We start from the raw sequence: 25,613 nt of genomic DNA on the forward strand, positions 1-25,613 counted from the left end.
TTCACTTATCCATAAGCGGGTCAAGTTCGCGATAGTCCGGCAGGCTGCGGTCGATGCCCATGCCATTCCGCATCACGATGCGGTCGGCCTGCGGACGGGAAAGAAATTCGCTCCAGCGCCGGGCGCTGAACAAAACGAGGTCGGCGGGACCACCTGCGGCGATCATCCCGCGCTCGGCCCGCCCGAGAATTTCGGCGGGCGTGCGGGTGATGATCCGGGCGGTGTCGTCCAGCGGGTGGTCGAGCTGGAGAATGCGCACGGCCTCGCGGATGACCTCGACGGGGTCGAGATCGCCATAGGCGTAGAACGGATCGCGGGTGTTGTCGGAGGCGACGGACGTTTTCACGCCGGCTGCGGCAAGCTCCTTGAACAGCGTCACGCCCCGCCAGCGCGGCGTGCGGCCTTCGTGGCGGTCCTGCAGGTACATGTTGCACATCGGCAATGAGACGACGGAAAGCCCGGCCTCGGCCACAAGGTCGATGGCGCGTTTTGCCGTTTCCTCGTCTTGGCGCGCCAGAGAGCAGCAATGGCCGACGGTGACCGCGCCTTCATAGCCGTTGCGCAGCTTGGCCTCGGCAATGCGGCCCAGGGTGAGCACCTCGCGGTCCTCGGTCTCGTCGACATGAAGGTCGATATCGAGGCCGTTGTCGCCGGCGGCCTGAAACAGGCGGTCGAGCCGTGCATCGAGGTCCGGCAGCATCTGCGTCACGCCGCCGACAAGGCCGTTATGGCGTTTCAGAAGGGCGGTCAGATCATCAAAAAACGGTTCGAAGATCATGTCGATTGCAAACAGCGCCACGGCCTGAAGCTCGATCCGTCCCGCCCATTTTGCGCGCATGTCGGAAAACACCTCGAACGAGATGTCGTGTTGCGGCGGCAGGCTGTCGATATGGGTTCTGAGAAGGCCGGTGCCGTGGGCATAGGCCGATTTCAGCGAGAATTCCATGCGGGCGGCGACGTCTTCGGCCGACCAGTTGGCCTGACGGTCGGTCATCACGTTTTCAAGCGCGCCCATGAAGGTGCCGTCGGGATTGCGGCGGCGCTCCCAGATATGGCCCTTGTCGATATGGGTGTGCATGTCGGTGAAGGTCGGCCAGACCATGCCGTCGCGCATATCGGTTACGGGAAGGGTGGCCGGCGCCGTGCCGGCCGGCAGAATGGCGCCGATCTTGCCATCGGTGACCACGATATCGGCCGAAACAAGGCCTTCCCGGGCCGCAAAGCCGCTCGCATCCGCAAGGCAGATTGCGGGGATGGTCGCCCGTGACAGCGCAAATGACGTCGCGTTCGGCAGTGTCATGAAATCCGCCATCAGTTTTCCCTCTTCAGGCTGCTTTCATGCCAGCGATGCAGGAACAGCCAGGCAATGAAGGAGGTGAGCGCGAAGATGGCGACGCCGAGACAGGCGAGCATGAACAGCGCTGCGAACAGACGCGGAATGTTGAGCCGGTACTGCGCCTCCAGAAGCCGGAAGGCAAGGCCGGAGCCCGCACCGGCCGACCCGGCCGCAAATTCGGCGACCACGGCGGCAATCAGCGCCAGCCCGCCACCGATCCTCAGCCCGGTCATGAAATAGGGCAGCGAGGCGGGCAGTTTCAGATGGATCAGCGTCTGCCAGCGCGAGGCGCCGTAAAGTTCGAACAGGTTCAAAAGGTTGTGGTCGACGCTTTTCAGCCCCTGCGCCATGTTGGATAGGATCGGGAAGAACGCCACCAGAAAGGCGCAGATCAGCAGCGCCACCTGCGTCGTCGGCGTGTAGATCAGGATCAGCGGCGCAATCGCGACGATCGGGGTGACCTGCAGGATCACGGTGATCGGGTAAAGCGCGGTCTCGATCCAGCGCGACTGCACCATGATGACGGCAAGACCAACACCGCCGGCCAGCGCAAGACCGAGCGATATGAAGGTGATCTTGGTTGTCACCCACAGCGCCGGCGCCAGTATGCCCCAGTCCTCGACAAAGGCTTCGGCCACCAGCGCTGGACCGGGAAGGATGTAGTGCGGCGTCTGGTAGATGATCACGATCGCCTGCCAGATTGCCACCAGAAGCGCGAGTACGGCGATCGGGATCAGGACCTTGAGAATGGTTTCGCCGTGACGGGCGAAGAAACCGGGTTGGGCGTAAACCGTATCGTCCGGCTGCGTGGCGGTTACCTTGTCGCTCATCAGTGTTCTCCCCCGGCGGCGTGGATTGCGCCCTGCAGCGCATGAGACACTTTCGCACAGGCCTGGTGGTATTCGTCCGAGGAGCGATAGTCCTCGTCGCGAACCTGGCTGGTGTCGAGCGGGAAATCGTCGAAAACCTGCCCCGGACGGGCGCGCATCACCACGATGCGGTTTGAAAGATAGGCGGATTCGAACACCGAATGGGTCACGAACACGACGGTGATGCCGGTTTCGCGCCAGAGCCGCAGAACATCGTCGTTGAGCCGCTGGCGGGTGATTTCGTCAAGGGCTGCGAAGGGCTCGTCCATCAGCAGCAGTTTCGGGTTGGTGACGAGCGCGCGGGCAATCGAAACCCGCATCTTCATGCCGCCGGAAAGCTCGCGCGGATAGGCGTCCGCAAAATCCTCAAGACCGACGGTTTTCAGGACATCCATGATCCGGTCGCGCGTACCGGCTTTCGACTGGCCGCGCAGTTTCAGCGGCAGGTAGACATTGCCGAAAACCGTGGCCCAGGGCATCAGCGTCGGTTCCTGGAACACGAAGCTGATATCGCCTTCGGGACGGCCCTTGGCGGAAATGCGTGAACTTGGCCAGTCAATGGTGCCGCGGGTCACATCGCCGAGAGCCGCGATGATCCTGAGCGCGGTTGACTTACCGCAGCCGGAGGGGCCGAGCAGGCTGACAAACTCACCCTGGCGCACGGTCAGCGACATGTCGGAAAGTGCGATGGTGCCGTTGGAGAAGATCTTGGTGACATGCTCCATCCGCACCAGGGACTTTTGCAAAGGCGGCGATGCCGGGGTCTCGGCACTAGCGTTCGGCATGCGGTTATCCTGCATTCAATTCAAAATCCCGTTTCGCGCGGGAAGGCGCGAAACGGAGTGCCGGGGTATTTCCCGTCTACTTCATCAGATCCATGCCAACGCCCTTGCAAACGAACTGGGTCGTGAAGGCCTTGGTATAGTCGAGATCGGCTTCAAACAGGCCGATATCGACCATGTCTTCGAAGAAGGTCTTGTAATGCGCATCGGTAATGCAGCCGATGCCGCCTTCGTCGGCGTCACCGGAGACGACGATGCCGTATTCCTTCATCTTGTCGATGGAGAAGGCGATCTGCTCATCCGTCATTTCCGGATTGTCTTTTTTGATGAGGTCGTTGGCAGCCGTGTTGTCGCCATAGAGATAGTTGTACCAGCCCTCAATCGAGGCATCGACGAAACGCTGGACCAGATCCGGGTTTTCGTCGACCAGCTTCTGCTGGGCGGTGATCATCGTCGAATAGGGCGAATAGCCGCTGTCGGCCAGAAGGAACACTTCCGGTGTCCAGCCGGCTTCCCGTTCCACCGAATAGGGTTCGGAGGTGAGATAACCCTGCTGGGCCGATTCCGGATCGGCGATGAACGGCGCGGGGTTGAAGGTATAGGGCTTGTACTGGGCATCGTCGAAGCCGTCGAAATTGGCCTTCATCCACTGGAAGTAGGAAAGAAAACCGTCCTTGCCCATGAAGATGGTCGGCAGCTTGGCCAGATCGGCGAATTCCTCGATGCCCTGATCGGGATGGGCCATCAGGATCTGCGGATCCTTCTGGAACATGGCGGCGACATCGACCACCGGAATACCCTCGACCACGGCATCCAGTTCGCCCTGCGGCGATCCCATGTAGAAATCGACCTTGCCGGCGATCAGAAGCGAGCGGTTGGCCGCCTGCGGGCCACCCTGAACGATGGTCACATCCAGCCCGTATTTTTCATATGTGCCGTCGGCCACGGCCTGATAGAACCCGCCATGTTCGGCCTGTGCCAGCCAGTTGGTGCCGTAGGTGACCTCATCCAGCGCAAAGGCGGGCGTTGCAGCCGCTGCCAGCAAGGCAGCGCCGGCTAATGCGGCGGTCTTTGAGGTAGTCGACATAAGCTGTTCCCCTTCGCTTTTCGTCGTGTCGCTTTCCAGAACTGCATTTGAGCGGCTTCACCGCTGTTTGAGAAGCATCAAATTTCGTGCGCATTGATGCCTTTTTTGCACAGGCGGCGCGATTGTTATAAATGTAATCGAACTGCGCAAAATTTGGTCAGAGCCGGTTCTTTTACGCTTGAGTTTACGCCCATGCTGCACTCCAGGAAACTGCAATATATCGATGAAATTGCCCGATGCGGTTCAATCCGCAAGGCGGCCCAGCGATTGAATGTCGCCTCATCCGCCGTCAACCGGCAAATTCTGGCGCTGGAGGAGGAGTTCGGCGCCCCGCTGTTCGAGCGTCTGCCGCGGGGTTTGCGGCTGACGGCGGCCGGCGAGATGTGCGTGGAGCATATCCGCGAGGTGCTGAAGGGCTATGAACGGCTGGAATCGCGTATTCGTGCGCTGAAAATGCCGCAGGCCGGCAAGGTGACGCTGGTGGCGACCGTCGGGCTTGCGGCCGGTCCGCTGCAGGAGATCATCGGCCGCTTTGTCGCCGACAATCCGAGGATACGGATTCATCTCAGGTCCGATGGCGGCACCACGACGATTGCCAATGTGCTGACTGGCGATGTCGATCTCGGCCTCGGCTTCAATATTCCGCCGACCCCCGGCATCCGCACGCTGGCATCCTTCGATGTGCCGATTGGCGCCGTGATGCCGCCGGACCATCGCCTCGCGAAGGAAGACCGTGTCAATGTCTCCGATGTCGTGCAGGAGCCACTGGTTCTGGCGCAGCCGGGCACCAGCCTGCGTCACGTCATCAATCTGGCGCTTTCTCCGCTGTCGCTGCCGATCGAGCCGGTGGTCGAGACCAATGCATCGGAGATGCTGAAAGGTCTGGTCAAGCGCGGCACGGGACTGACCTTTCTCAACCCGCTCGATGTCTATGTCGAATGCCAGAAGGGCGAACTGGCCTTCCGCCCGCTCGCCGATCCGCATGTGCGTCACCAGCCGATGAAACTGTTTTCCCGCGCCCGCGCGCCGCTGGATGCGGCCAGCAGCCTGTTTGTCGATTACCTGCTGAAGGAAATCGCAGCGATGATCGAGACGCTGCAGGAGCGCCACCACCTGCCGCCGTCGCCGGGCTGATCAGCCCGGCGTATAGAGTTTGTCGAGCGGATAGGCGATGACATCCTCGACCAGCTCGATGAAGCCTTCGATCTGGTGGCGGGCAATGGCTGCGCCCTTTTCAGCGGTCGCGATCGCGGCATTGCCGAGCGCGCCCTTGGGGTTCAGGTCGTGGGCGACCCAGGCAAGCGCATTCGGCGGCGTCGGCTGCAGGCGGCGGGTGTTTTCCTTCTGCCATTTGGCCAATGACACGAAGTTTTCGGCATTTTCCATTTTCACGAGTTCCGGGCGGAAGTGAAGCATCAGCGATGTTTCGACCTCGCCGCCGTGAATGCCATAGGTGCGCTCTTCCTCGCTGATCATGCCGTCCGGTGTGCCGAAGCGCGCCCACTGGGTGGCAACGGCGACCATCTCGAAGCGCACCCGCATTTCGCGCGCGACAATGCTCATGATGTCGAGATTGCCGCCATGGCTGTTGACCATGATGATCTTGCGAAGCCCGGCGGCTGCCACCTTTTCGCCAATCGTCGTCCAGGCCGGGATCAGAAGGTCCGCCCCGAAGGACAGCGTGCCGGGACCATGGATATGCTCGTTGGCCTTGCCGATTTCCTGAACGGGAAGGACCAGCACGTCGAGATTGTCGGGGATGTTTTCCTGCAGCGTGTCGAGCATGCCCTGCGCAATCGCCACATCGGTTGCGACCGGCAGATGGGGGCCGTGCTGTTCGGTCGAGGCAAGCGGCAGGATGGCCACGGTGGTCGCCGGGTCCAGAGCGCTGAATTCCGGGCTTGTCAGTTCATTCCAGTAGAAGCGCTTGGCCATGTCGATCAACCTGTTTGATGTTCCCGTGCCGCATCCCCTGTGCGGCTTCAAAACAGGTGTAGGAAAAACATCATGCGGACAAAAGCATCGTTTTGTGTTCCGTCCGCTGCCTTTTTGCGCGCGCTCTCAGGCCTGTTTCGGTTTGCCCCATTCCGCAAGGGCGATGCCGCCGATGGCCAGCAGGAACGCGATGGCGTGATAGCCTTCGGGGCTTTCGCCAAGCACGACCACGGCAAGGATCATGCCGAAGACCGGAATGAGATTGATGAACAGGCCGGCGCGGTTCGGCCCGATCATCTCCACGCCGCGGATAAACAGAATCTGCGAGACCAGCGAGGGGAAAAGGCCGATAAAGACGATAACGCCGAAGCCGGTGAGGTCGTGCGGCAGCATGGAAAGGCCCAGTGCGGCCTCCGTTGCCACCATCGGCAGTGAGGCGATGAAGGCCCCGATGAAACAGGCCATGGCCATGGCCCGCCAGTCGAGGGCCGGTTTGTAGCGCAGGCAGACCGTGTAGAACGAATAACACAGCACCGCCATCAGCACGAGAAAATCGCCGAAATTGATTTCAAGGCTGAGCAGCCGCGATATCTGGCCATGGGAAACCGTCACGGCAACGCCTGCGAGGGTGAGCGCAAAACCGGCGAGCTGCGCCAGCGAGGCGCGAACCCTGAAAAACACGAAATTGAGGGCGAAGATCAAAAGCGGAATTGCGGCCTGGTCGATGGCGCCGTTGATGGCGGAAGTGAACCTGAGGCCGGAATAGAGAAAGGCATTGAAGCTGGCAAAGCCGACAGCGCCGAAACCGAAGAGGATCGGCCAGTTCTTCTTGATGGCCGGCCATTCACGACGGATCTGTGGCATGGCGAAGGCCGAAATGACCAGTGCGGCGATGCCCCATCTGAGCGAGTTCATCACCATCGGGGAGACGTGGCCGATGGCGAGTTTGCCGACAGTGAGGTTTCCGCCCCAGAAAAGTGTGGTCACTGTCAAAAGAAGATAGGCGCGCCATTGCATGGCCATAGTCCCCTATTTGGCTCATCCGCAGGTCGTATCTTCAAAAAAGAAGGGATGATGGTTTTATCGCGCTTTCGCCATAATCTGTCGCGCGTGCCAAAGTCACGCAAAAATTTTGCGGGCTTGCGGCTAAGGGGTGTCGCAATATACGTAAGGGATGGTTATAGATGCTGCGGTTCTGCCGCAGGCAAGGCATCGGTTTCTAGGTAGGTAAAATGACAAATGTTGTAGTGGTCGGCTCGCAATGGGGCGATGAAGGCAAGGGCAAGATCGTCGACTGGCTGTCCGAGCGCGCGGATATCGTGGTGCGCTATCAGGGCGGCCATAATGCCGGCCACACCCTCGTGATTGATGGCGTCAGCTACAAGCTGTCGCTGCTGCCGTCAGGCGTTGTGCGTGAAGGCAAGCTTGCCGTTATCGGCAATGGCGTGGTCGTCGACCCGCATGCACTGATTGCCGAAATCGGCCGGCTGGAAGCGCAGGGCGTTTCGATCTCGCCCGACAATCTGCGTATCGCCGACAACGCGACGCTGATTCTTTCGCTGCACCGCGAACTGGACGGTATGCGCGAGGATGCGGCGTCCAATTCCGGCACCAAGATCGGCACCACACGCCGCGGCATCGGCCCGGCCTATGAAGATAAGGTCGGCCGCCGCGCGATCCGGTTGATGGATCTGGCCAATCTGGAAACGCTGCCGGCCAAGGTCGACCGCCTGCTGACCCATCACAATGCGCTGAGGCGCGGTTTTGGCGCAGCCGAAATCGAGCATGATGCGATCATGGACGAACTGACCTCGATCGCCGACAAGGTTCTGCCGTTCCGCGAAACCGTCTGGCTGCTGCTCGACAAGAAGCGTCGCGCCGGTCAGCGCATCCTGTTTGAAGGCGCGCAGGGCTCGCTGCTCGATATCGATCACGGCACCTATCCCTTCGTCACCTCGTCGAACACGGTCGCAGGCCAGGCCGCCGCCGGTTCCGGCATGGGCCCGGGCGCGCTCGAATATGTGCTCGGCATTACCAAGGCCTACACCACCCGCGTCGGCGAAGGTCCGTTCCCGACCGAGCTTAAAGATGAGGTTGGCCAGTTTCTCGGCGAGCGCGGCCGTGAATTCGGCACGGTGACCGGGCGTCAGCGCCGCTGCGGCTGGTTCGATGCCGTGCTGGTGCGTCAGGCTGTTGCCACCAACGGCATCACCGGTATCGCGCTGACCAAGCTCGACGTGCTGGACGGCCTTGATGAGCTGAAGATCTGCGTCGCTTATGAGCTTGACGGCGAGCAGATCGAGGCTCTGCCGGCCAGTCAGGGTGCTCAAGCACGGGTCAAACCGGTCTACATCACGCTCGAAGGTTGGAAAGAATCAACCGTCGGCGCACGCAAGTGGGCGGACCTTCCCGCACAGGCTGTCAAATATGTACGCCAGGTTGAAGAGCTGATTGGTGCACCAATTGCGCTTCTATCCACAAGTCCTGAGCGTGAAGACACCATTCTTGTGACCGATCCGTTTGAGGATTAAGCATAAATCATAGTATTGTCGCGGAATACGACCCGCACAATAGGGGTAATTAATGGCGGATTTCACAGCAGTCATTCGGCGTGCCGTCGAAGGCCTTCCGGAACAGTCTCCGGAATTGCGCGCGCGCGTTTACGAGAAGGCGCGCTCCGCCGTCGTCCGGCAGATGGAGAATATGTCTCCGGCCCCGCCCGAGGCGTTGATCAAGCGGCAGATCGACAAGATCGACGCCGCGATTGCCGAAGTCGAGGCCGAATTTGCCGAGGCCCTGCCGCCCGAGGATGCCGATCTGCCGGAAGAACCTGTTGCTGAGCAACAGGAGCAGGACGATACTCCGGCCGATGCGGGCGATGACGAGCCTGCTCGCGCGCCGGAAGACGCACGACAGGAATGGCCCGCCGATGAGGCGGAACCGCAGCAGGACGACGAACCGGAAGAGGTTCCCACTGGTGAGCCGGAACGGGTCGTTTCCGATGCGTCCTACCCCGAATATGACGATCACCATGCGCATGAGGGTCCGGCGGAGCCGGCCTCTGGAATGGCCGAAGCGCCGGCGTTTGCCGACAGGCCTGCTGTCGACGAGAGTGCGGAAACGGAGACCGCGCCTTTCGATGAAGAAGCGCCCTCTGCGTCGCGCAATCTGCTCGAAGGGGCAACCTTCGAGACGGTCAGCACGCCGGACCGGGTCTATCACGATGATGGCGCCGAAGACCGCGACAACGCCTATACCTATGATGTGACCGACGAACCGGTCGAAACCGATGCGGGCACCGTCATCGTCGAGCCCGACGAGGAAGAGGCGCTGCGTCGGGACTGGGATGAGGAAGAAGAACAGCAATCCGCGCCGCATGACTGGAATTTCGAGGCGACAACCGCAAAGGCCGGTCCGTTCGAGCCTGCTCCGCCGCCGCCCCGCCGGTCCGTGCCGGAAAAGGACTGGGCGCATGTCGACAGTCTTTTAGGGCTGGAACCGGAAGATCCCGGTTCGGGCTTCGATGATTATGACGAGATGACCGGCGCCCCGGCGCAGGCTGGAGATGATGACGCCGAGGCCGGACGCAAACGGCGTATTTTCATGATCGCCGGCGCCGTTGTCGTCGCGCTGGTTCTCGTTGTCGGCGGCTATTTCGCCTGGGACAACCGCGATCGTATTGTGGCGGCGATTTCGCCTGCCGACCAGCAGCAGAGCGCGGGAAGCGAGCCGTCTTCGGCATCGGGAGAACCCGCATCTGAGCCGGACGAGACGCAAACGGCCGAAAACACCAAGCCCTATACCCAGCGACTGCTGCCCGACGGAACCGAGGTCGATGAAGGCCTGCCGGCTGCCGGGGCCGTGTCCGGGCCGGCGCGATCGGTTGCCAACCAGACATCGCCCTCGACGCCCTCGGAAACAGCGTCCGCCACAGAGACGGCCGATCCCGCGCCGCCGGTCGGGTCCGGGCAGAAGATGTATCTTTATGAAGAGCAGCTCGGCCAGTCGGTGCCCTCGGCCTTCCAGGGCACGGTTGAATGGGAGCTGAAGCAGGAAAACACCGGAACGGCGGTTTCCGAACCGGTGGTCGAGGGGGTTTTGAATGTGCCTGATGCCGGCCTTTCCGGTGTCCTGACCTTCCGGCGCAATGACGATCCGTCGCTGCCGGCAAGCCATCTCATCGACATTTCCTTCACGCTCAGCGATGGTTTCGACGGTGGCGGGATCGAAAACGTCCAGCGCATTTCGATGAAGGGCACCGAGGCGGCACGCGGCGATCCATTGATCGCGGTTTCCGCCAAGATCACGGACGATCTCTACATGCTCGCGCTCAACGATTTCGATCAGGCACGGGCGCAGAACCTCTCGCTTCTGGGGGAACGCAACTGGATCGACATTCCGGTGACCTATCGCAATGGCCGCCGTGCGCTGCTGACGCTCGAAAAGGGCACGACCGGCATGGCGATCTTCAACCGCGCCATTCAGGAATGGCAGGCGCTCGGCGATATCAACAGCGGCAACTGACGCGGTTTTTCGATACCGCGCAAGGCTGCTTGCGGGCGTGAAATGGGGCCGGACAGATGGGTATCACTCTTGGTCAGGCAATTGCCCGCCGGCGCTCGGTCCGCACTTTTGCGGAGCGTCCGATACCGCTCGCCTCTCTGGAAAAACTCCTGTGGGCGGCCCAGGGCAGGTCTGGCGAAGATGGCAAAAGGACCGCTCCATCCGCGCACGCGCTTTATCCGCTTCGCCTGTTTGTCCTGGCGGGCAGTGTCGCCGGTCTTGAGCGCGGGTTATACGCCGCTGAGCCGACCGGGCCTGACCTGAAAGCCGTCAACCAAACCGATCTGCGGCCGGCCCTGTGCAAGGCATCGATTGGCAATCCTGAATGGGTTGCGAATGCGGCGTGCGTTATCGCCCTCTGTGCGACATGCTGGCCGCGGCACAGGCGTTTTTCGAGCAGCAGCCCTATGGCGCGCGCGGTGAGCGGTATGTCTATCTGGAGGCAGGTGCGGTCGCCCAGAATATCCAGCTTCAGGCGGTGGAAGAAGGGCTGGGAAGCGTTCTGGTCGGCGGCTTTGATGATGAAGCCACGGCAGGTGTTCTTGAGCTGCCGGCGCCACTTGCGCCTCTTACGCTGATGTGTATCGGCTTTCCGGCCTCTGAACATTGATAACGGCTGGATGGTTCAATCATCGCCGTCTCACAATAAATAGAAAACGCCCCCGCGAAGTCATCCGTGGGGGCGTTTCAATATGTTCAGGCTTCATGTTCCCGGCTGGCGAAAACGCTCAGACCGAGGCGATCCTGTTATTCCGAAGCGTCGTCGCCGTCGCGCACGGCACGAACCGCGCGGGCATTGGCGGCAACCTGTTTCTGCACGGCGTCCTGCACCTTTTCGAAGGCGCGGACCTCGATCTGACGAACACGCTCGCGTGAAATGTCGAACTCGCCGGACAGCGATTCCAGCGTTTCCGGGTCTTCGGAAAGCCGGCGTGCCACGAAAATCCGCTTTTCGCGGTCATTCAGCACGTTCATCGCCGATGACAGCATGTCGCGGCGGTTTTCCAGCTCATCCTGATTCATCAGGATGTCTTCCTGGCTGTCATTCTCGTCGACCAGCCAGTCCTGCCACTGCCCGCTTTCGCCCTCGGTGGCGCGGATCGGTGCGTTGAGCGAGGCGTCGCCGGACAGGCGGCGGTTCATCGAAACGACCTCTTCCTCGCTGACTTTCAGCTTGGTGGCGATTTCGCTGACCTGTTCGGGATTGAGATCGCCGTCCTCGATTGCCTGGATCTTGCCCTTCAGCCGGCGCAGGTTGAAGAACAGGCGCTTCTGATTGGCGGTTGTGCCCATTTTGACGAGCGACCACGAACGCAGGATATATTCCTGGATCGAGGCCTTGATCCACCACATGGCGTAGGTCGCAAGCCGGAACCCGCGTTCGGGATCGAATTTCTTCACCGCCTGCATCAGTCCGACATTGCCTTCCGAGACAACTTCGCCGATCGGCAGACCGTAACCGCGATAGCCCATCGCGATCTTGGCGACGAGGCGCAGATGGCTCGTCACCAGCTGGTGAGCGGCATTGCGGTCGTCATGCTCCTGATAGCGTTTGGCGAGCATGTATTCCTGCTGCGGCTCCAGCATCGGAAACTTGCGGATTTCCTCGAGATAGCGGTTGAGACCGTTTTCTCCGGCGCGAATGCTGGGTAATGTATTGGCCACTGCTTTCACCCCCTTGGTGTGTCTGAACCTTCCATGAAACAAGCATAGCATAGCCAGCGAGGTCTTGACCCCGCAAACCAGTCACTGATGTCATGAAGGGAAAACCGGATTTAAGTATGGCAATCCCGTGTTTCAAGGTTCTCGAACGGTGAACACTCCATTCACTGGAATGTTTTTTACGCTGATGGCCCGAATGCCGCGCACAGTGCGGTCATATCGTCGGGAAGGGCGGCCTCGAAGCGCATCTGCGCGCCCGTTGCGGGATGTTCAATGACCAGAAGGGCGGCATGAAGCGCCTGACGCGGAAAGGCGCGCACAATGCTGCGTGCCGGTTCTTCCAGCAGGTTGGCCTTGGTCTTGAAGCCGGACCCATACAGGCTGTCGCCGATCAGCGGATGGCCGGCATGAGCCATATGGACGCGGATCTGGTGGGTGCGTCCGGTCTCAAGACGGCATTCGACCAGGCTTGCAAGCGCCGTTCCGTCCGGCCGCTCGCCGAAGCGCTGCTCGACATTGTAATGGGTGATCGCAAAATCGGCATCGGCGCTGTCGGCGGATTTAACCGCGCGGCGAATACGGTCGGAGGCGCGTCCCAGTGGCGCGTCGATCGTGCCGTGCAGGTTGCGCGGCCGTCCCCAGACCAGCGCCTTGTAGGCGCGCTGCAGCGGCCCGGTGCGGCCGTGGTCGGCAAATTGTGCTGCCAGCGCCTGATGGGCGGCATCGTTCTTGGCCACGATCATGACGCCGGTGGTATCCTTGTCGAGGCGATGGACAATGCCTGGCCGCCGGACCCCGCCAATGCCGGAAAGCGTGTCACCGCAATGATAGATCAGCGCATTGACCAGTGTTCCGGTCCAGTTGCCCGCGCCGGGATGGACCACAAGGCCAGCCTGCTTGTTGATGACGATGATATCGTCGTCCTCATGCAGGATGTTGAGCGGAATATCCTCGCCTTGCGGCTCGGCCTCGACGGCTTCCGGGATGATCACCGTGATTTCCGCACCGGGCTTCACCTTGCGGCTTGCCTCCAGAACCGGCGACCCGTCGACCGTGACAGCCCCCTTGCCGATCAGGGCCTTGATGCGGGTGCGCGATACACCGTCGCCCATCTGCCGTGCGACAAAAGCGTCGAGGCGCTCTTTCGTTCCTTCGGGAACGAGAAAGACTTTTCTATTGGCCTCTGTTTGTTTAAAGGGATCGTCTGTCATCTGAGTGTTTGCGTGAGGGCTGGTGCGAGACTGGCGCTTGTATGCCAAACAAGGCTGCGGAGCAATGGACAATGTCGCAACATCTTAACGAAGACCAGGAAGAAGAACAGCCGCTTGACCCGGCCGTCGAGCTGGTGCGGCGGCGGATGCTGCGATTGCAGATCGTTTCCGCGCTGATCATGATCGTCTCGCTGATGGCGGTTTTCGGCGCGATCCTCTACAAGGTCTTCAACAAGCCGGCCGACGAACAGACGGCGGCAACCTCCTCCGGGGCGATTGTGCCGGCCGATGCGCCGCGTGCGCTGACGGCCACGCTGCCGCGCGGGTTCCAGATCGCCGATATCAGCTATGGCAACGGTCAGGCGCTGATTTACGGCCAGAAGGAAAACGGCGAGCAGACCTTGTACCTGTTCGACCTTCACACCGGCCGGATGGCCGCCGATGTTGAAATCCGTTTTGACTGATGGCGGCTGAACCGGTTGCGATCCTTGATCCCGAGGACGAACGGATAGCGCCCTTCCGCGCCATCCGGGAGAAGGATCTGGTCGGGCGTCGCGGCCTGTTCATTGCCGAGGGCACCGTGGTCTTGCGTGTGCTGTCCGAGGCGCATGGCAAGGGGCGTTTTGTCGCTGATCGCATTCTGGTTCTGGAAAACCGGCTCGCCGGTGTTGCCGATGTGCTTGCGGGTTTTCCTGACGACATTCCCGTTTATGTCTGCGGCTCTGCGGTGATGAACGCGATTGCCGGTTTCGACATGCATCGTGGCGTGCTGGCGCTCGGGCGGGTGTCGGAAAGCCCGTCGCCCGCCGGGATGATTGCCACGCTGCCGGACAATGCGCTGGTTGCGGTCGCGGTCGGCCTTTCCAATCACGACAATGCCGGCGGGATTTTCCGCAACGCCACGGCCTTCGGCGCCGATGCCGTGCTGCTCGACGAGACCTCCTGCGATCCGCTCTACAGGAAAGCGCTGCGGGTCTCGGTCGGGTCGGTTCTGAAAATGCCGTGGAGCCGTTGCGGGTCTGGCGCAGAAATCCTGACGGCGCTTGATACCGCCGGTTTTCAGGTCGTCACCCTTTCTCCGGCGGGTGAAGACGCGCTTCATACCCTGCGGCCCGGCCGGCGCACGGCGCTGGTGCTTGGAACCGAAGGGGAGGGGTTGCCGCCGGATATCCTGAAGGCTTTCCGGCCGGTGCGCATTCCGCAGTCGCCGGGGCTCGACAGCCTGAATGTTGCCACTGCCGCCGGGATCGCGCTTTATCAGCTTGCGCTTTCGACCGGCCGCATCGGCTGACCGGCCGTCAGTTCCCGCTGTCTTCCGCGATCCGTTTCAGTGCACGGGCGGCCAGGCTGAGGCGGGCGGGGTTTGTCCTGCCCTTCTCGGCGCGCGAAAGCGCTTCGACAAGCGCCTGTTTCGCACCGGTTTCGTGGCTATAGGCAATCATCATTGCAGCAAGTTCGGCAAAGGCGTCCCTGAGCGCGTCGTCTTCCTGCGCGGAACCGGCGGCTTCGTTCACGCGCGCGCAAAGGGCGGCGTAACGGGCCTCGATCTCGCGTTTTTCTGCTTCAGGGTCGCCTGCCAAGCCGCATTCTCCGGTCAGAAGGGGTTCCAGGTCGGTCTCTGGGTCAGCTTCAGATATCCGGCATTGACACCAAGTCGCGCGCCGATGCCGGAGCGGACGGGGACCAGAACGATATTGCGGTTGGTATAGACCTGCATCGAAAACCCGGCAACGACATAGGCCGAACCGGAGACGCCCCCGAAGCGGCGGAACAGTTCGGGCACTGCCGGCAGGTTATAGACCAGCATCATCACACGCGAACCGTCGCCGCCGTAGTCGATGCCGATCGAGGGGCCCTGCCAGAAGACCTTGTGCATGCCGGCATTCTTGGTGTTGAGCTGACCCTCGCCATAGGTGAGGCCCGCGATGAATGCGCCGGAGCCTTCCGAGCCGAGAATATAGCCGTTGGGCAGGCCGTGTTTGGCGAAGGCATTCTGCAGTGCCGTGGCCAGGCCGGAGCTTGCCGAGCCGAAAAAGGTGTTGCCCGCGTCAATAACCTCCTGTGCGGAGAAATTGCCGTTTTGTTGGGGTTGGACTGCTGCGGGCGGCGGTTGCTGTGCGGTCTGCGCGGCTGCCTGCAGGGTGCAGAGCGCCGTCAGCAGGAGCAGAGCGAAAATGAGGGCCGATGCGGACCTTGAGACTGTTCTGGCGAGCATGGCGGTTCCATTCCTGTTGCTTTATGGCATTACCGGGGCGCTACGCCATTGCCTTTTTCTGTGAATGTGGCAAGCGTGGAACCCGCCGCTATTGTGAGGGAGACCTCTTAACAATGGATTTACCAAATGCGGCGATTTTCCGGAAAGGCGGGAAATGCTATGGCGTGGTGGCCGGCCAAACCGGAAGGAAGTTTGCAGCGATGAAAAATCCGAATCTGACACTGAGCGGAGCCGATCTGGCCGCGCTTCTGGCCAGCCGCATATGCCACGACGTGGTCAATCCCATCGGTGCAGCCGGAAACGGACTGGAGCTGCTCGATGAAGGCGGCATGGACGAGGAAGCCCTGAACCTGATCCGTCAGAGCACGCTCAGCGCCACGGTTCATCTGAAATTCGCCCGGATCGCGTTCGGCGCGTCGGGCACCCTAGAAGCCCCGCTTGATACTGGCGAGGCCGAAACGGCCGCGCGCGAGCTGATCGGACTGGGCAAACGGGTGACGCTGAACTGGACCGGGCCGCGCCTCAATGCGCCCAAGGACCGGGTGAAGCTGCTTCTGAACCTGTTTCTCGTCGCCCAGTCCACCATTCCGCGTGGCGGTACGATCGATGTCGGGCTTGATTCTGCCGGTGACATTTTCGCCTTTATTATCCGCGCCCGCGGGCCCTATGTGCAGATGCCGGCCGATTTCGCCCGGATCTATGGCGGGGTCATGGAAGACCCGATCACCTCTCACAACGTCCAGCCCTATTACACCGCGCTTCTGGCCGAAGAATCCGGCATGTCCGTCGAATTTGTCGTCAATGATGGCGAAGTGGTGTTCGAGGCCAAACCGGCGGTCTGATCAGCTTGCGGCGTGGCGTGATTTTGCGTTGCGGCAAGAGACGATCCAATTTTTGTCACGCTTTGTGCTCATATTGGGTTTTCTTTGCCGTGTCGCATTGGTGGTTGGTGAAACAATTTTGCCAGTGCGACGTTTAGAAAATACGTGACCACAACTGTCCCGTCAGTTTCTGAGGGAGCCCCGCCTTGCGTTTTAATGAAGTTTCGCTGCGATTGTCAGCGGGCGCGCTGGTTCTGGCGCTGCCGGCAACGGCCTTTGCCGATCCGCCGAAGACCTACCAGATTGCCGTTGCCGACCCGACGCGGGAGGTGCGGCGCGTGCCCGTCGAAATGCGTCCTTTCCCCGAGGAGATCGTTCGCAGTTGCAAAATCGGCTACGGACGGCCCCAGGCCGTGGTGGCGCCAGTCTCCGGGCGGCTGACGCTCAACGTGGCAAACGGCCGGGCGGTGGCGCCGGGCGATGTCATTGCGCGCTATGATACCGAGGCGCTCGAGCGGCGGGCTGAGGAGGTCCGGCTGGACATCGACTATATGCAGGCGCGGCTTGATTACCGGACGGGGCCGTATCAGGAAAATACCCGCGCCATCCAGAACCTCAACGAGGCGGAGAAAGAGGCGACCCGTGACTATCTGGCTGCGCAGTTTGCCGAGATGAAGCGGCTTTACGGCCAGGGCCGTCTGGCGCTTGGCCGCTTTCAGGAAGCTCAGCGCAACCTTGATGCGGCGGACGCGGCGCTGGAGCGCGAACGGCGCCAGAACGTGATGGCGCGTCAGGAGTCCGGGCTTGAGGTGATCCGGATGACCCATGATATCCGCAAACGCGAAAACGCGCTTGCCGAGGCCAATGACAAGCTCGACAACGCGATTGTCAGGGCAAGCGCATCCGGCCGTCTTGTGGACGTCGAGACCAGCACGGCTGCCGACGGCAAGTTGACGGTCGATGAAGGCGACCGGCTGGCCCTGCTTGTCGATCCCGGGCAGCTTGGCGCGCGGCTCACATTCGATGATGCCGAGATGCGCCTTGTGCGCAATGCCGCAGTCACCGTGGCGCCCGAAAGCGACGGAAAGCCCAGGCCTGCGGAAATCTCCGCCTTTCGGCCGCTGGAAAATCCGGTGGAACGCCGCCGCGGGGAGCTGACCACCGAAGTCGAAGTTGCCTTCCGCGATCCTTCCGGGGCCGATCTTCTCAACCAGACGGCGACCTGCCGCTTCACCAAGCCGAGTGTACGGCCGGAGCCTGCTGTGCCGGTGTCGGCGGTGGTGATCAGGGATGACCAGACCTTCGTGCGCAAGGATGACGGCGACGAACCCGAACTGATCAAGGTGGAACTCGGCAATATGTCCAATGACTATGTCCGGGTGATCTCGGGTCTCAATCCGGGTGATTTTGTCCTTGACTAGACGTGCAGTGCCCTTCTCCAGCCGGCGACCGATCCTTCCCCGTTGTCGCTCCGTTTCTGCCTTCGCAGGCCTTGCCCTGTGCAGCGTCGCACTTGCGGGCTGCGCTTCGACGCAGCTCAAGGAAACCGAGACACGGATCGATGTGATGGAAGCCGAGCTCAACGCCCCGCCGCCGGTGCCGCCGGATGACGGAAAGGCGCTCGGGCCTTCCGAACTGCTCACCAGCGCAAACAGCCGCGGCAAGGATTTCATGCGCGCCCGCATCAGCCGCGCCCGCTCGGTGCTGGACCTCGACAAGGTCAAGTCGGGCCGCTATCCGCGCGTCAGCGCCGAAGCCCGGCAGATTTCGACGTTCAACCGTGAAAACGATGAAATCGAGACTGTTTCAAATATCGTTCTCGGTGTGAACTGGGACGTCTCGCGGGCGCTTCTTAGGCTGGATCGCCGGACGGTGAAAGTCGCCGGGCGTCTTATTCCGGTGCAGTATCAGGTGGCCCAGCGCAATGCCACGCGCGCGCTTCTGCATACCTATAACGACTATACCGCGCTTGATTTCCAGCGCGAAAATGTTGCCCTGAAGCAGAAGGGGCTGGAATGCCGGGTCGAGGACATGGAAGTCGAAGTGGCGCTCGGCAATTCCAGTCAGATGGAGCTCGACACGCTCAGGGACCAGATCTCAGCGGCCCGCCGTGAAGCGATGGCCGTGTCCCGTTCGCTTGCCTCCAAGCGGGATGAGCTTCTGGGGCTTTCGGGGCTTGCCGAGGGTGGTTATGACGTTTCCCCCGGCCGCTCCATTCTTTCGGCGCTGTCCGACTACCCGCCGGTCAAGACGGAGGATGCAGAAGCCTGTTTTGCCGTCTCGGGCAAGAAGCAGCTGGAGGACCTTCTGGTGGAAGCGGCGGCTGCCCAGCTGGATATTGCCGAACAGTCGCGGTTTACCCGGCTGACGACCTCGATCCCGAGTTTCATGACCCAGACCGGCGGCTTCAATCTTCAGTTCCTGATTTCCTATGTCTTGCCGCTCATCGATGAAGGCGATGGGTTACGCATGACGCAACAGGCGCGGCTGACCCTGCTCGACACGATCCTGACCGCGCGCGACAACCGGCGCGCTTTCATGAGCGACTTCGATTCGCTGAAACTGGGGATCGCCGCTGCCGAAAGTGAACTGGCTGCAGCCAGTTCGGTGCTGGCGCGGGCCGAAACGCTGCTGCAAAGCGCCGATCCGCTGGAGCGTTGTGCTGCGGAAAACGATGTCGCCAAGGCACGGGCATCGGTGAAATCGGCCGAATACAAGATCGAGCGACTGAAGGGCGATCTGCGGCTGCTGTGCGCCCCGCTGGGTGAGCGGCGCGACGACATTGCCCAACAGCAGCAGCCCGCGGCCGAATAGGCGATGTTCGGCCTTTCTGGCGCACACAAAAAAAGCGGCGCCGGGCGCCGCAGATTTTGAGGGGAGGAGGAAAAGGCGGGCTCAGGCCCGCTTCTGCATTTCCTGCTGGTCCGGATCGCGCAGCACATAGCCGCGACCCCAGACGGTCTCGATGAAATTGGTGCCGCCGGCGGCGTTTGCAAGCTTCTTGCGCAGCTTGCAGATGAAGACGTCGATGATCTTCAGTTCCGGCTCGTCCATTCCGCCATAAAGGTGGTTGAGGAACATTTCCTTCGTCAGCGTCGTGCCCTTTCTCAGCGAAAGCAGCTCGAGCATCTGATATTCCTTGCCGGTCAGGTGCACCGGATGGCCGTCCACCTCGACAGTCTTGGCATCAACATTGACGGCAAGATCGCCGGTGGTGATGATCGACTGCGCATGGCCCTGGGACCGGCGGACGATGGCGTGAATGCGTGCGACCAGTTCTTCCTTGTGGAAGGGCTTGGTCAGATAATCATCCGCGCCCGAGCCGAAGCCGCGCACCTTGTCGTCGGTGCCGGACATGCCGGAGAGGATGAGGATTGGTGTGGAGATCTTCGAAACCCGAAGCGCCTTCAGCACTTCATATCCCGACATATCGGGAAGGTTGAGATCGAGAAGGATGATATCGTAATCGTAGATCTTGCCGAGATCGACGCCTTCCTCACCGAGATCGGTGGTATAGACGTTGAAATTTTCGCTCTTCAGCATCAGCTCGATGCTCTGCGCTGTGGCACTGTCGTCTTCGATTAAAAGAACCCGCATGTCTTTCCCCTTGAACCGCCGCAATTGAAAGGTCTGGTGTCGCCCCGACGCGATACGGACTCAGTGATGACCTGAAACAGAAGCTGCCATTGAATGGTTAACAAATTCTGATTCCTTTTGGCAAGGTGAACAGAATTTATTAATGAACATAGTGACATCATTGATTTCATTGAATTTTTTAGTTTGTGAAACCCAACAAAAAAGATTAACCAAACTGGCTAAGTGACTCATTAGACTCGCAAGTTTCCGGTTTTTTTCGCTTTCGGTTTACCGACCCTTAAGTGATGACCGCTATGGTCTTCGATGACTGTAAATGAAAGGTTACCGGGATTTCGAATTCGTTAATCATCCCCGAAAAAGGGAGAACGAATCAGAAATCAACAAGGGGGGCGCCTTTCGGCAATGCGTTCGTCAGCCGGGGAGTTTTGCGTATGAAGGCACGAAACAGTCTGTTGCGTCTGAAGGCGTTTCAGGTGAAGGAAAAGAAAAGGCAGTTGCAGCAACTGCAACTCATGATGGACGAGTTCGCACGCATGTCGGACGAACTCATGCAGCAGATTGCTGCGGAAGAAAAAAGGTCCGGGATTTCCGATCCCGCCCATTTTGCCTATTCCACATTTGCCAAGTCTGCGCGTCAGCGGGCGGATAATCTGGCCGTGTCGGTAGCGGATCTGCGCCAGCAGCAAAACGTTGCGGAAGCGGAACTTGCCCAGATGGAAATTGATTATGAGCGCGCCGCTGCCCTGGAAATGCGGGACGGCGCCAACAGAAAGCGCGCCTGACCGTCTCACGGGTAGGCTGGCGTATATAATTGAACGAGGCCGCATCCATCGGGTGCGGCCTTTTGCCGTTTTGGGAGCTGCTGAAAAGCAGAAAAAAACGCCACCATCATTTCTGACGGAGGCGTTTGTTTTTTACCAGAGGCCTTGGCCGCGCTTGAAAGCGTCGGTCGTGCTGCTCTCGTGATTCAGTTCCGGTATTGCTGAATGCGGGTCGTGCGCAGACCGGCAAGGCCGTGATCGTCGATCGACGCCTGCCAGGAGAGGAATTCCTCCACTGTCAGGCAGTAGCGCTCACAGGCTTCTTCCAGGCTTAAAAGCCCGCCACGGACGGCCGCCACCACTTCGGCCTTTCGCCGGATGACCCAGCGTCTTGTGTTGGAGGGCGGCAGGTCGGCAACAGTCAGCGGACTGCCATCGGGACCTATGACGTATTTTGCGCGAACGCGGGCTAGCTCGGTCATCGTACTCTCTACACAAACTCACAACCTATGACTTCAAGCTAGCGCGGTACTTTTAAAATTTGACTAAGGACACGGTAACGCTCTGGTAACCAGAAGCGCCTGTCTCCCAGACGCTTCCGGCATACTGGCAGGCAACAAAAAGGGCGGAACACATGTCCCGCCCGGTTGTTGATTTTGATGGCTGTTGTTCCTGTCTAGAACCCCGTGCCGCGCCCCACTTCCGAACGCAGCGTTGCAAATAGGATCTGCATGTCGAGCATGAAGCTGTAGTTCGACACATAATATAGGTCGCACATGATGCGCGCACGGGCTTCGCCGCGTCGCGTGGTCGGGCCGCGCCATCCTCTGATCTGCGCAAGGCCGCTGAGGCCGGGGCGCATGACGTGACGCTGGTGATATTCCGGCACCAGTTCCTCAAACAGCATGCCGCTCGCCAGCATGCCGACGGCGTGGCAGCGTGGCCCGATCAGGGACATGTCGCCGCGCAGCACGTTGAAGAGCTGCGGCAGCTCATCGATGTTCGTCCGTCGCAGGAAGGCGCCGATTTTGGTGATCCGCGGGTCATTCTCGACCGTCTGCTTCACGCCCGACTTGTCGCCAAGGTCGTTGCGCATCGAGCGGAATTTGAAAATGTTGATCTTGGTACCGTTTCGCCCCCAGCGCACCTGGCTGAAAAACACCGGGCCGGGGCTGTCGAGCCTGATCAGGATCGCGATCACAAGAAACAGCGGGCTGAGCGCCGCAAGGGCGCCAAACGAAATGGCAATATCGAACAGACGCTTCAGGGCCAGCTGAAGCTTTCGCCGTTGGTAATGACCGGAAAAAACAAGCTCGTGACCGAACGCACGTCTGGGCAAAGTATTCGTTTCTGAAACATGGGCCGTGGGGGAGGCCTGAAAATCCGCCGCGCTCACTACAGCACCTTTTGGGTTGTAAATGTTTAAGTTGATTAAAATATTAGAATATACTGTTTTTACCCCCTCTCGACCGAATTGTCATCAGCGTTTGCCTGTTTTTCGGACTTTCATTGACACAATCGTTGCTGTGCTGAAGTGGTCGAATATGTGCCAGTCACAGACCATTTCTACGATTTATTTTTAATAGACTGAATTGTTTGATCTATTTTTTCTAATTTAGAAAAATGTTGTAAATTTGTTTCTGCCTCATATGCGCCAAAGATGAAGACATGAAGAAAACGCAAGATAGGTATTCCGTAAACGCATGGCTCAGCTTCGTCTTACGTACGCTGGCGTTTCTCGATCGAAATACTGTGCTGAAGTGCATTTGCTTTACCGTCAGTGATAAACACCGACATAAAACCCGCATGCAGGGGAAAAGTTCCACGCGCCACGGAAAAACGCGTTATGTCCGGAAACGAACAGGCAAGCGCCTTTTATTGCACAACCAAAAAATTATGTAAGTAAGAAAAACTGGAGCGGGCGAAGGGATTCGAACCCTCGACCCCAACCTTGGCAAGGTTGTGCTCTACCCCTGAGCTACACCCGCTCATCAAACCGGTCCGGGGTAAGTCAGTGACCGGCGATGTCACCGTGTCGGCGACGAGGGCGTATATGGCCTAACCCGATTTCAAATGCAACAACGAAATGATGGATTTCTGCATTTTTTTGTGTGCGAAAAATCGCGAAGCATTTTCAGTGCATTAACGGAAGAAAGCGGAGCGGGGGCGGAATTTCCGTGTGCGCCGGGCGTTCTCGCGTTGGATGAAGGTCAGAGATCGGGGCATTTGCCCTGCCGAGGATTCCCGTCATTTCTGGATGGTGCTTGACTCCGTCGGTTCGTTTGCATCCTGCCGGAAGACGTCGTTTTGTCGCGCACCCGTTTGCTGCTGGACAAGTGTCATTTCCGGGGATAACACGGGTGCTGACACGAATTTGCTAACGAAAAATCGGGATTTCGTTTCAAAATTGGTTTCCGGGTCGCTGGTCATGTTTCCATCCGGCGCGCGCAGCCAGCCAGTCTGCAAGGGACGTGATCTCGCTTTCATGACAACCGGGAGGAAATGGATATGACGGATATCATGCTGGTTGCCAGCGGTGACCTGCGCGAAAGCGCCAACACCAAGTGCTGGCCCACGCAAAAGGCGATGGAGGACAAGCTAGCCTTAGTCGTTGCCGAAATGGGGCATACGCTGAAGCGTGCTCACCCGGTGAAGCCCGCCGGACACGGTTTCATTGCCACCCAGCGTGAGGGCATGGATGTTTTCAGGACTATCGATCCGAACGCGCCGATCATCGTGGCGGAGGCCGTCTGGCAATATTCCTATCATGTGCTGCCCGGCCTGCTGGCGCACAAGGGGCCGATCCTGACGGTGGCAAACTGGTCGGGACAATGGCCGGGTCTCGTCGGCCTGCTGAACCTGAATGGCTCGCTGACCAAGGCCGGCGTTCCCTATGCTTCGTTGTGGAGCGAGACCTTCGATGACGATTTTTTCCGTGAAGGCCTGAAGAGCTGGCTCGAGACCGGTACGATTGCCCACGATGAAAGCCATGTCCGCCCGTTCGATGCGGCTTCGCTGCCGGCCGAACTGGCCGGACTTGCAGATGAGATTGCCGCCGATCTGGCCGGCAACAAGATCATCCTCGGCGTTTTCGACGAGGGTTGCATGGGCATGTACAATGCCATCATTCCGGATGAAATCCTGATGCCACTCGGTGTGTTCAAGGAGCGGCTGTCACAGTCCGCGCTCTATCACGCCACGAAACAGGTGCGTGACGAAGAAGCGCGTGCCGCCTATCAGTGGATGCTCGACAAGGGCATGACCTTCCACTTCGGCGCCGATCCGAAGGAGGAACTGACCGAAGATCAGGTCATCGATCAGTGCCGGATGTATATTGCTGCCGTTCGACTGGCCGATTTCTTCGGCTGTGAAGCGATTGGCATCCAGTATCAGCAGGGGCTGAAGGATCTGTTGCCGGCCTCCGACCTGGTTGAGGGCATGCTCAACAATGATGACCGTCCGCCGGTGACCCGTGAAGATGGTTCGATCATCCGCGATGGCCGGGCAATCGTGCATTTCAACGAGGTCGATGAATGCGCCGGCCTCGATGCGGTGTTGACCAACCGCTTGCATCGCGCGCTCGGCCAGCCGGTGGAGACCACGCTGCACGACCTGCGCTGGGGCGACGGCGACAAATCGGGCTCGCGCGACGACTTCATCTGGGTGTTCGAGATTTCCGGCGCGGTTCCGCCCGCCCACCACGAAGGCGGCTGGGCAGGGTCGGAAAGCTATCGCCAGCCGGCTATGTTCTTTCCCTTCGGCGGGGGAACGCTGAAGGGCTATGCCAAGCCCGGCGAAATCGTCTGGAGCCGCATCTTCCTCAAGGACGGCGCCCTGCACATGGATATCGGTCGCGGGCAGGCGGTCAAGCTGCCGCCGGAAGAGTGCGAACGCCGCAGCCGGGCCACGGACTATCCCTGGCCGATCATGAATGCGGTTCTGACCGGTGTTTCGCGCGACCAGATGATGGCGCGCCACAAGGCCAACCATATTCAGGTTGCCTATGCGCTTTCGGCTGCGGAAGCCGACAAGGCGATGATGGCCAAGGCCGCGCTTGCGGCGAAAATGGGTATGACGGTCAGCTTCTGCGGCGTTTAGCACGCCTTGCCGTGATTTTGTTGCAATGGCCCTGCGCAGGCGGGGCCATTGTTGCATTCGGCCTCGAATGGTGGTGAAACAGGCGCGTTGTGATTTCACGCCGTCGAAAAGCACCTGGCCGCCATGACTGTTTCCAAGACCGCCCCCAAATCGTCCGAAGATCTGTTCACCTATCTCGATGAACTCGGGATTGCCTACGACAACCGGGAACACCGCGCCGTCTTCACCGTTGCCGAAGGCGATGATCTGCGGGAGGAAATTCCCGGCGGCCACACCAAGAACCTGTTCATCAAGGACAAGAAGAGCCGCTATTTTCTGCTGACCGTCGAGGAATATGCGACGGTGGACTTAAAGCAGGTGCATAATCTGATCGGTGCATCGGGCCGGGTTTCCTTCGGCAAGCCGGATGCGATGATGGCGTATCTCGGTGTCGAACCGGGGTCGGTTACCGCGCTGGGCGCGATCAATGATACCCAGCATCAGGTGACCTTCATCCTCGATGCGGATCTGATGGAGAGCGAAACCATAAACTGTCATCCGCTGCGCAACACGGCGACGACTTCCATCCACCGTGATGATCTTCTGCGCTTCATCCGGGCGACGGGACACGAACCGCTTGTCTTGAAAGTGACGGCGTGACACACGATCTACAGGCAAAGTCGGAACAGGCCCTGCG

General features: G+C 60.0%; 26 protein-coding genes, 1 tRNA gene and 1 pseudogene. 13 read left to right on the forward strand and 15 right to left on the reverse strand.

The features are described from left to right. Position 1: 1 nt before the first annotated feature. The 4 genes from ACHZCU_RS10715 to ACHZCU_RS10730 all read right to left on the reverse strand — a co-directional run bounded on the left by ACHZCU_RS10715 (position 2) and on the right by ACHZCU_RS10730 (position 4,074). Complete coding sequence (locus ACHZCU_RS10715; RefSeq protein ID WP_394706048.1) at positions 2-1,312, reverse strand: cytosine deaminase; 1,311 nt, start codon at positions 1,310-1,312, stop codon at positions 2-4. Then, the gene (locus ACHZCU_RS10720; RefSeq protein WP_319518769.1) at positions 1,312-2,166 is read right to left on the reverse strand and encodes an ABC transporter permease; all 855 of its coding nucleotides are present in this window, start codon (positions 2,164-2,166) and stop codon (positions 1,312-1,314) included. Before ACHZCU_RS10720 ends, ACHZCU_RS10715 begins: the two co-directional genes overlap by 1 nt. Further along, positions 2,166-2,990 carry an ABC transporter ATP-binding protein gene (locus ACHZCU_RS10725; RefSeq protein ID WP_319518770.1) on the reverse strand — a complete coding sequence of 275 codons (825 nt, stop codon included), beginning with the start codon at positions 2,988-2,990 and terminating at the stop codon, positions 2,166-2,168. Before ACHZCU_RS10725 ends, ACHZCU_RS10720 begins: the two co-directional genes overlap by 1 nt. Positions 2,991-3,066: 76 nt before the next feature. Continuing rightward, complete coding sequence (locus ACHZCU_RS10730) at positions 3,067-4,074, reverse strand: ABC transporter substrate-binding protein (RefSeq protein WP_319518771.1); 1,008 nt, start codon at positions 4,072-4,074, stop codon at positions 3,067-3,069. 192 nt (positions 4,075-4,266) lie between these two features. On the opposite strand from ACHZCU_RS10730, the gene ACHZCU_RS10735 reads away from it, so the two are divergent. Further along, on the forward strand, positions 4,267-5,208 hold the full coding sequence (locus ACHZCU_RS10735) for a LysR family transcriptional regulator (RefSeq protein WP_319518772.1): 942 nt from the start codon (positions 4,267-4,269) through the stop codon (positions 5,206-5,208). On the opposite strand, the gene ACHZCU_RS10740 is transcribed toward ACHZCU_RS10735, so the two are convergent. Together ACHZCU_RS10740 and ACHZCU_RS10745 are read right to left on the reverse strand one after the other, a co-directional pair. Beyond that, complete coding sequence (locus ACHZCU_RS10740; protein ID WP_319518773.1) at positions 5,209-6,009, reverse strand: creatininase family protein; 801 nt, start codon at positions 6,007-6,009, stop codon at positions 5,209-5,211. A 126-nt stretch (positions 6,010-6,135) separates the two neighbouring features. Continuing rightward, a complete protein-coding gene (locus ACHZCU_RS10745; RefSeq protein ID WP_106309944.1) occupies positions 6,136-7,026 on the reverse strand; it encodes a DMT family transporter in 891 nt (296 codons plus the stop codon). A 215-nt stretch (positions 7,027-7,241) separates the two neighbouring features. On the opposite strand from ACHZCU_RS10745, the gene ACHZCU_RS10750 reads away from it, so the two are divergent. The 4 genes and pseudogenes from ACHZCU_RS10750 (at position 7,242) to ACHZCU_RS10765 (ending at position 11,182) form a co-directional block, all read left to right on the forward strand. Next, positions 7,242-8,540 carry an adenylosuccinate synthase gene (locus ACHZCU_RS10750; protein ID WP_319518775.1) on the forward strand — a complete coding sequence of 433 codons (1,299 nt, stop codon included), beginning with the start codon at positions 7,242-7,244 and terminating at the stop codon, positions 8,538-8,540. A gap of 52 nt (positions 8,541-8,592) precedes the next feature. Then, positions 8,593-10,533 (forward strand): hypothetical protein, encoded by a 1,941-nt coding sequence (locus ACHZCU_RS10755; RefSeq protein ID WP_319518776.1) that lies wholly within the window; start codon positions 8,593-8,595, stop codon positions 10,531-10,533. A gap of 56 nt (positions 10,534-10,589) precedes the next feature. After that, a pseudogene (locus tag ACHZCU_RS10760) lies at positions 10,590-10,871 on the forward strand (nitroreductase family protein); the annotation flags it as partial. 44 nt (positions 10,872-10,915) lie between these two features. Further along, positions 10,916-11,182, forward strand: a complete 267-nt coding sequence (locus ACHZCU_RS10765) for a nitroreductase family protein (RefSeq protein ID WP_319518777.1) — start codon at positions 10,916-10,918, stop codon at positions 11,180-11,182. 137 nt (positions 11,183-11,319) lie between these two features. On the opposite strand, the gene rpoH is transcribed toward ACHZCU_RS10765, so the two are convergent. Next, entirely contained in the window at positions 11,320-12,237 is a 918-nt protein-coding gene (rpoH, locus tag ACHZCU_RS10770; protein ID WP_227023743.1) for an RNA polymerase sigma factor RpoH, read from the reverse strand. Between the two features lie 176 nt (positions 12,238-12,413). Beyond that, the gene (locus ACHZCU_RS10775) at positions 12,414-13,445 is read right to left on the reverse strand and encodes an RluA family pseudouridine synthase (protein WP_319518778.1); all 1,032 of its coding nucleotides are present in this window, start codon (positions 13,443-13,445) and stop codon (positions 12,414-12,416) included. A 71-nt stretch (positions 13,446-13,516) separates the two neighbouring features. On the opposite strand from ACHZCU_RS10775, the gene ACHZCU_RS10780 reads away from it, so the two are divergent. Then, positions 13,517-13,909, forward strand: coding sequence for a hypothetical protein (locus tag ACHZCU_RS10780; RefSeq protein ID WP_106309752.1), 393 nt, complete (start codon positions 13,517-13,519; stop codon positions 13,907-13,909). Continuing rightward, the gene (locus ACHZCU_RS10785; protein WP_106309755.1) at positions 13,909-14,736 is read left to right on the forward strand and encodes an RNA methyltransferase; all 828 of its coding nucleotides are present in this window, start codon (positions 13,909-13,911) and stop codon (positions 14,734-14,736) included. The genes ACHZCU_RS10780 and ACHZCU_RS10785 overlap by 1 nt, the downstream gene beginning before the upstream one ends. Before the next feature lie 7 nt (positions 14,737-14,743). Here ACHZCU_RS10785 and ACHZCU_RS10790 read toward each other — a convergent pair whose 3' ends face one another. Together ACHZCU_RS10790 and ACHZCU_RS10795 are read right to left on the reverse strand one after the other, a co-directional pair. Continuing rightward, positions 14,744-15,025 carry a hypothetical protein gene (locus ACHZCU_RS10790; RefSeq protein ID WP_319518779.1) on the reverse strand — a complete coding sequence of 94 codons (282 nt, stop codon included), beginning with the start codon at positions 15,023-15,025 and terminating at the stop codon, positions 14,744-14,746. Between the two features lie 14 nt (positions 15,026-15,039). Further along, positions 15,040-15,660, reverse strand: a complete 621-nt coding sequence (locus ACHZCU_RS10795; RefSeq protein WP_106309761.1) for a DUF1134 domain-containing protein — start codon at positions 15,658-15,660, stop codon at positions 15,040-15,042. 200 nt (positions 15,661-15,860) lie between these two features. Between ACHZCU_RS10795 and chpT the strand changes: the two genes are divergently transcribed. The 3 genes from chpT to ACHZCU_RS10810 all read left to right on the forward strand — a co-directional run bounded on the left by chpT (position 15,861) and on the right by ACHZCU_RS10810 (position 19,295). After that, complete coding sequence (gene chpT, locus ACHZCU_RS10800; protein WP_319518780.1) at positions 15,861-16,502, forward strand: histidine phosphotransferase ChpT; 642 nt, start codon at positions 15,861-15,863, stop codon at positions 16,500-16,502. Between the two features lie 185 nt (positions 16,503-16,687). After that, entirely contained in the window at positions 16,688-17,902 is a 1,215-nt protein-coding gene (locus ACHZCU_RS10805) for a hypothetical protein (protein ID WP_319518781.1), read from the forward strand. Further along, positions 17,895-19,295, forward strand: coding sequence for a hypothetical protein (locus ACHZCU_RS10810; RefSeq protein ID WP_319518782.1), 1,401 nt, complete (start codon positions 17,895-17,897; stop codon positions 19,293-19,295). Before ACHZCU_RS10805 ends, ACHZCU_RS10810 begins: the two co-directional genes overlap by 8 nt. An 81-nt stretch (positions 19,296-19,376) precedes the next feature. On the opposite strand, the gene ctrA is transcribed toward ACHZCU_RS10810, so the two are convergent. Further along, positions 19,377-20,078 (reverse strand): response regulator transcription factor CtrA, encoded by a 702-nt coding sequence (gene ctrA, locus ACHZCU_RS10815; protein WP_106309770.1) that lies wholly within the window; start codon positions 20,076-20,078, stop codon positions 19,377-19,379. Positions 20,079-20,509: 431 nt separating this feature from the next. On the opposite strand from ctrA, the gene ACHZCU_RS10820 reads away from it, so the two are divergent. Continuing rightward, positions 20,510-20,860, forward strand: a complete 351-nt coding sequence (locus ACHZCU_RS10820; RefSeq protein WP_106309773.1) for a flagellar export protein FliJ — start codon at positions 20,510-20,512, stop codon at positions 20,858-20,860. 185 nt (positions 20,861-21,045) lie between these two features. Here ACHZCU_RS10820 and ACHZCU_RS10825 read toward each other — a convergent pair whose 3' ends face one another. The 4 genes from ACHZCU_RS10825 to ACHZCU_RS10840 form a co-directional block, all read right to left on the reverse strand. Further along, positions 21,046-21,321, reverse strand: coding sequence for a DUF1153 domain-containing protein (locus ACHZCU_RS10825; RefSeq protein WP_018065061.1), 276 nt, complete (start codon positions 21,319-21,321; stop codon positions 21,046-21,048). A 194-nt stretch (positions 21,322-21,515) separates the two neighbouring features. After that, a complete protein-coding gene (locus ACHZCU_RS10830; RefSeq protein ID WP_319518783.1) occupies positions 21,516-22,178 on the reverse strand; it encodes a sugar transferase in 663 nt (220 codons plus the stop codon). A gap of 574 nt (positions 22,179-22,752) precedes the next feature. Continuing rightward, positions 22,753-22,827: transfer RNA gene (locus tag ACHZCU_RS10835), tRNA-Gly, on the reverse strand. A gap of 259 nt (positions 22,828-23,086) precedes the next feature. Beyond that, on the reverse strand, positions 23,087-23,269 hold the full coding sequence (locus ACHZCU_RS10840) for a hypothetical protein (RefSeq protein WP_319518784.1): 183 nt from the start codon (positions 23,267-23,269) through the stop codon (positions 23,087-23,089). Between the two features lie 78 nt (positions 23,270-23,347). Between ACHZCU_RS10840 and ACHZCU_RS10845 the strand changes: the two genes are divergently transcribed. Together ACHZCU_RS10845 and ACHZCU_RS10850 are read left to right on the forward strand one after the other, a co-directional pair. Continuing rightward, positions 23,348-24,937, forward strand: a complete 1,590-nt coding sequence (locus ACHZCU_RS10845; RefSeq protein WP_319518785.1) for a fucose isomerase — start codon at positions 23,348-23,350, stop codon at positions 24,935-24,937. A gap of 123 nt (positions 24,938-25,060) precedes the next feature. Next, positions 25,061-25,576 (forward strand): prolyl-tRNA synthetase associated domain-containing protein, encoded by a 516-nt coding sequence (locus ACHZCU_RS10850; RefSeq protein WP_319518786.1) that lies wholly within the window; start codon positions 25,061-25,063, stop codon positions 25,574-25,576. Positions 25,577-25,613 lie beyond the last annotated feature (37 nt).

Source organism: uncultured Martelella sp. (genome assembly GCF_963677965.2).
Lineage (GTDB): Bacteria > Pseudomonadota > Alphaproteobacteria > Rhizobiales > Rhizobiaceae > Martelella > Martelella mangrovi.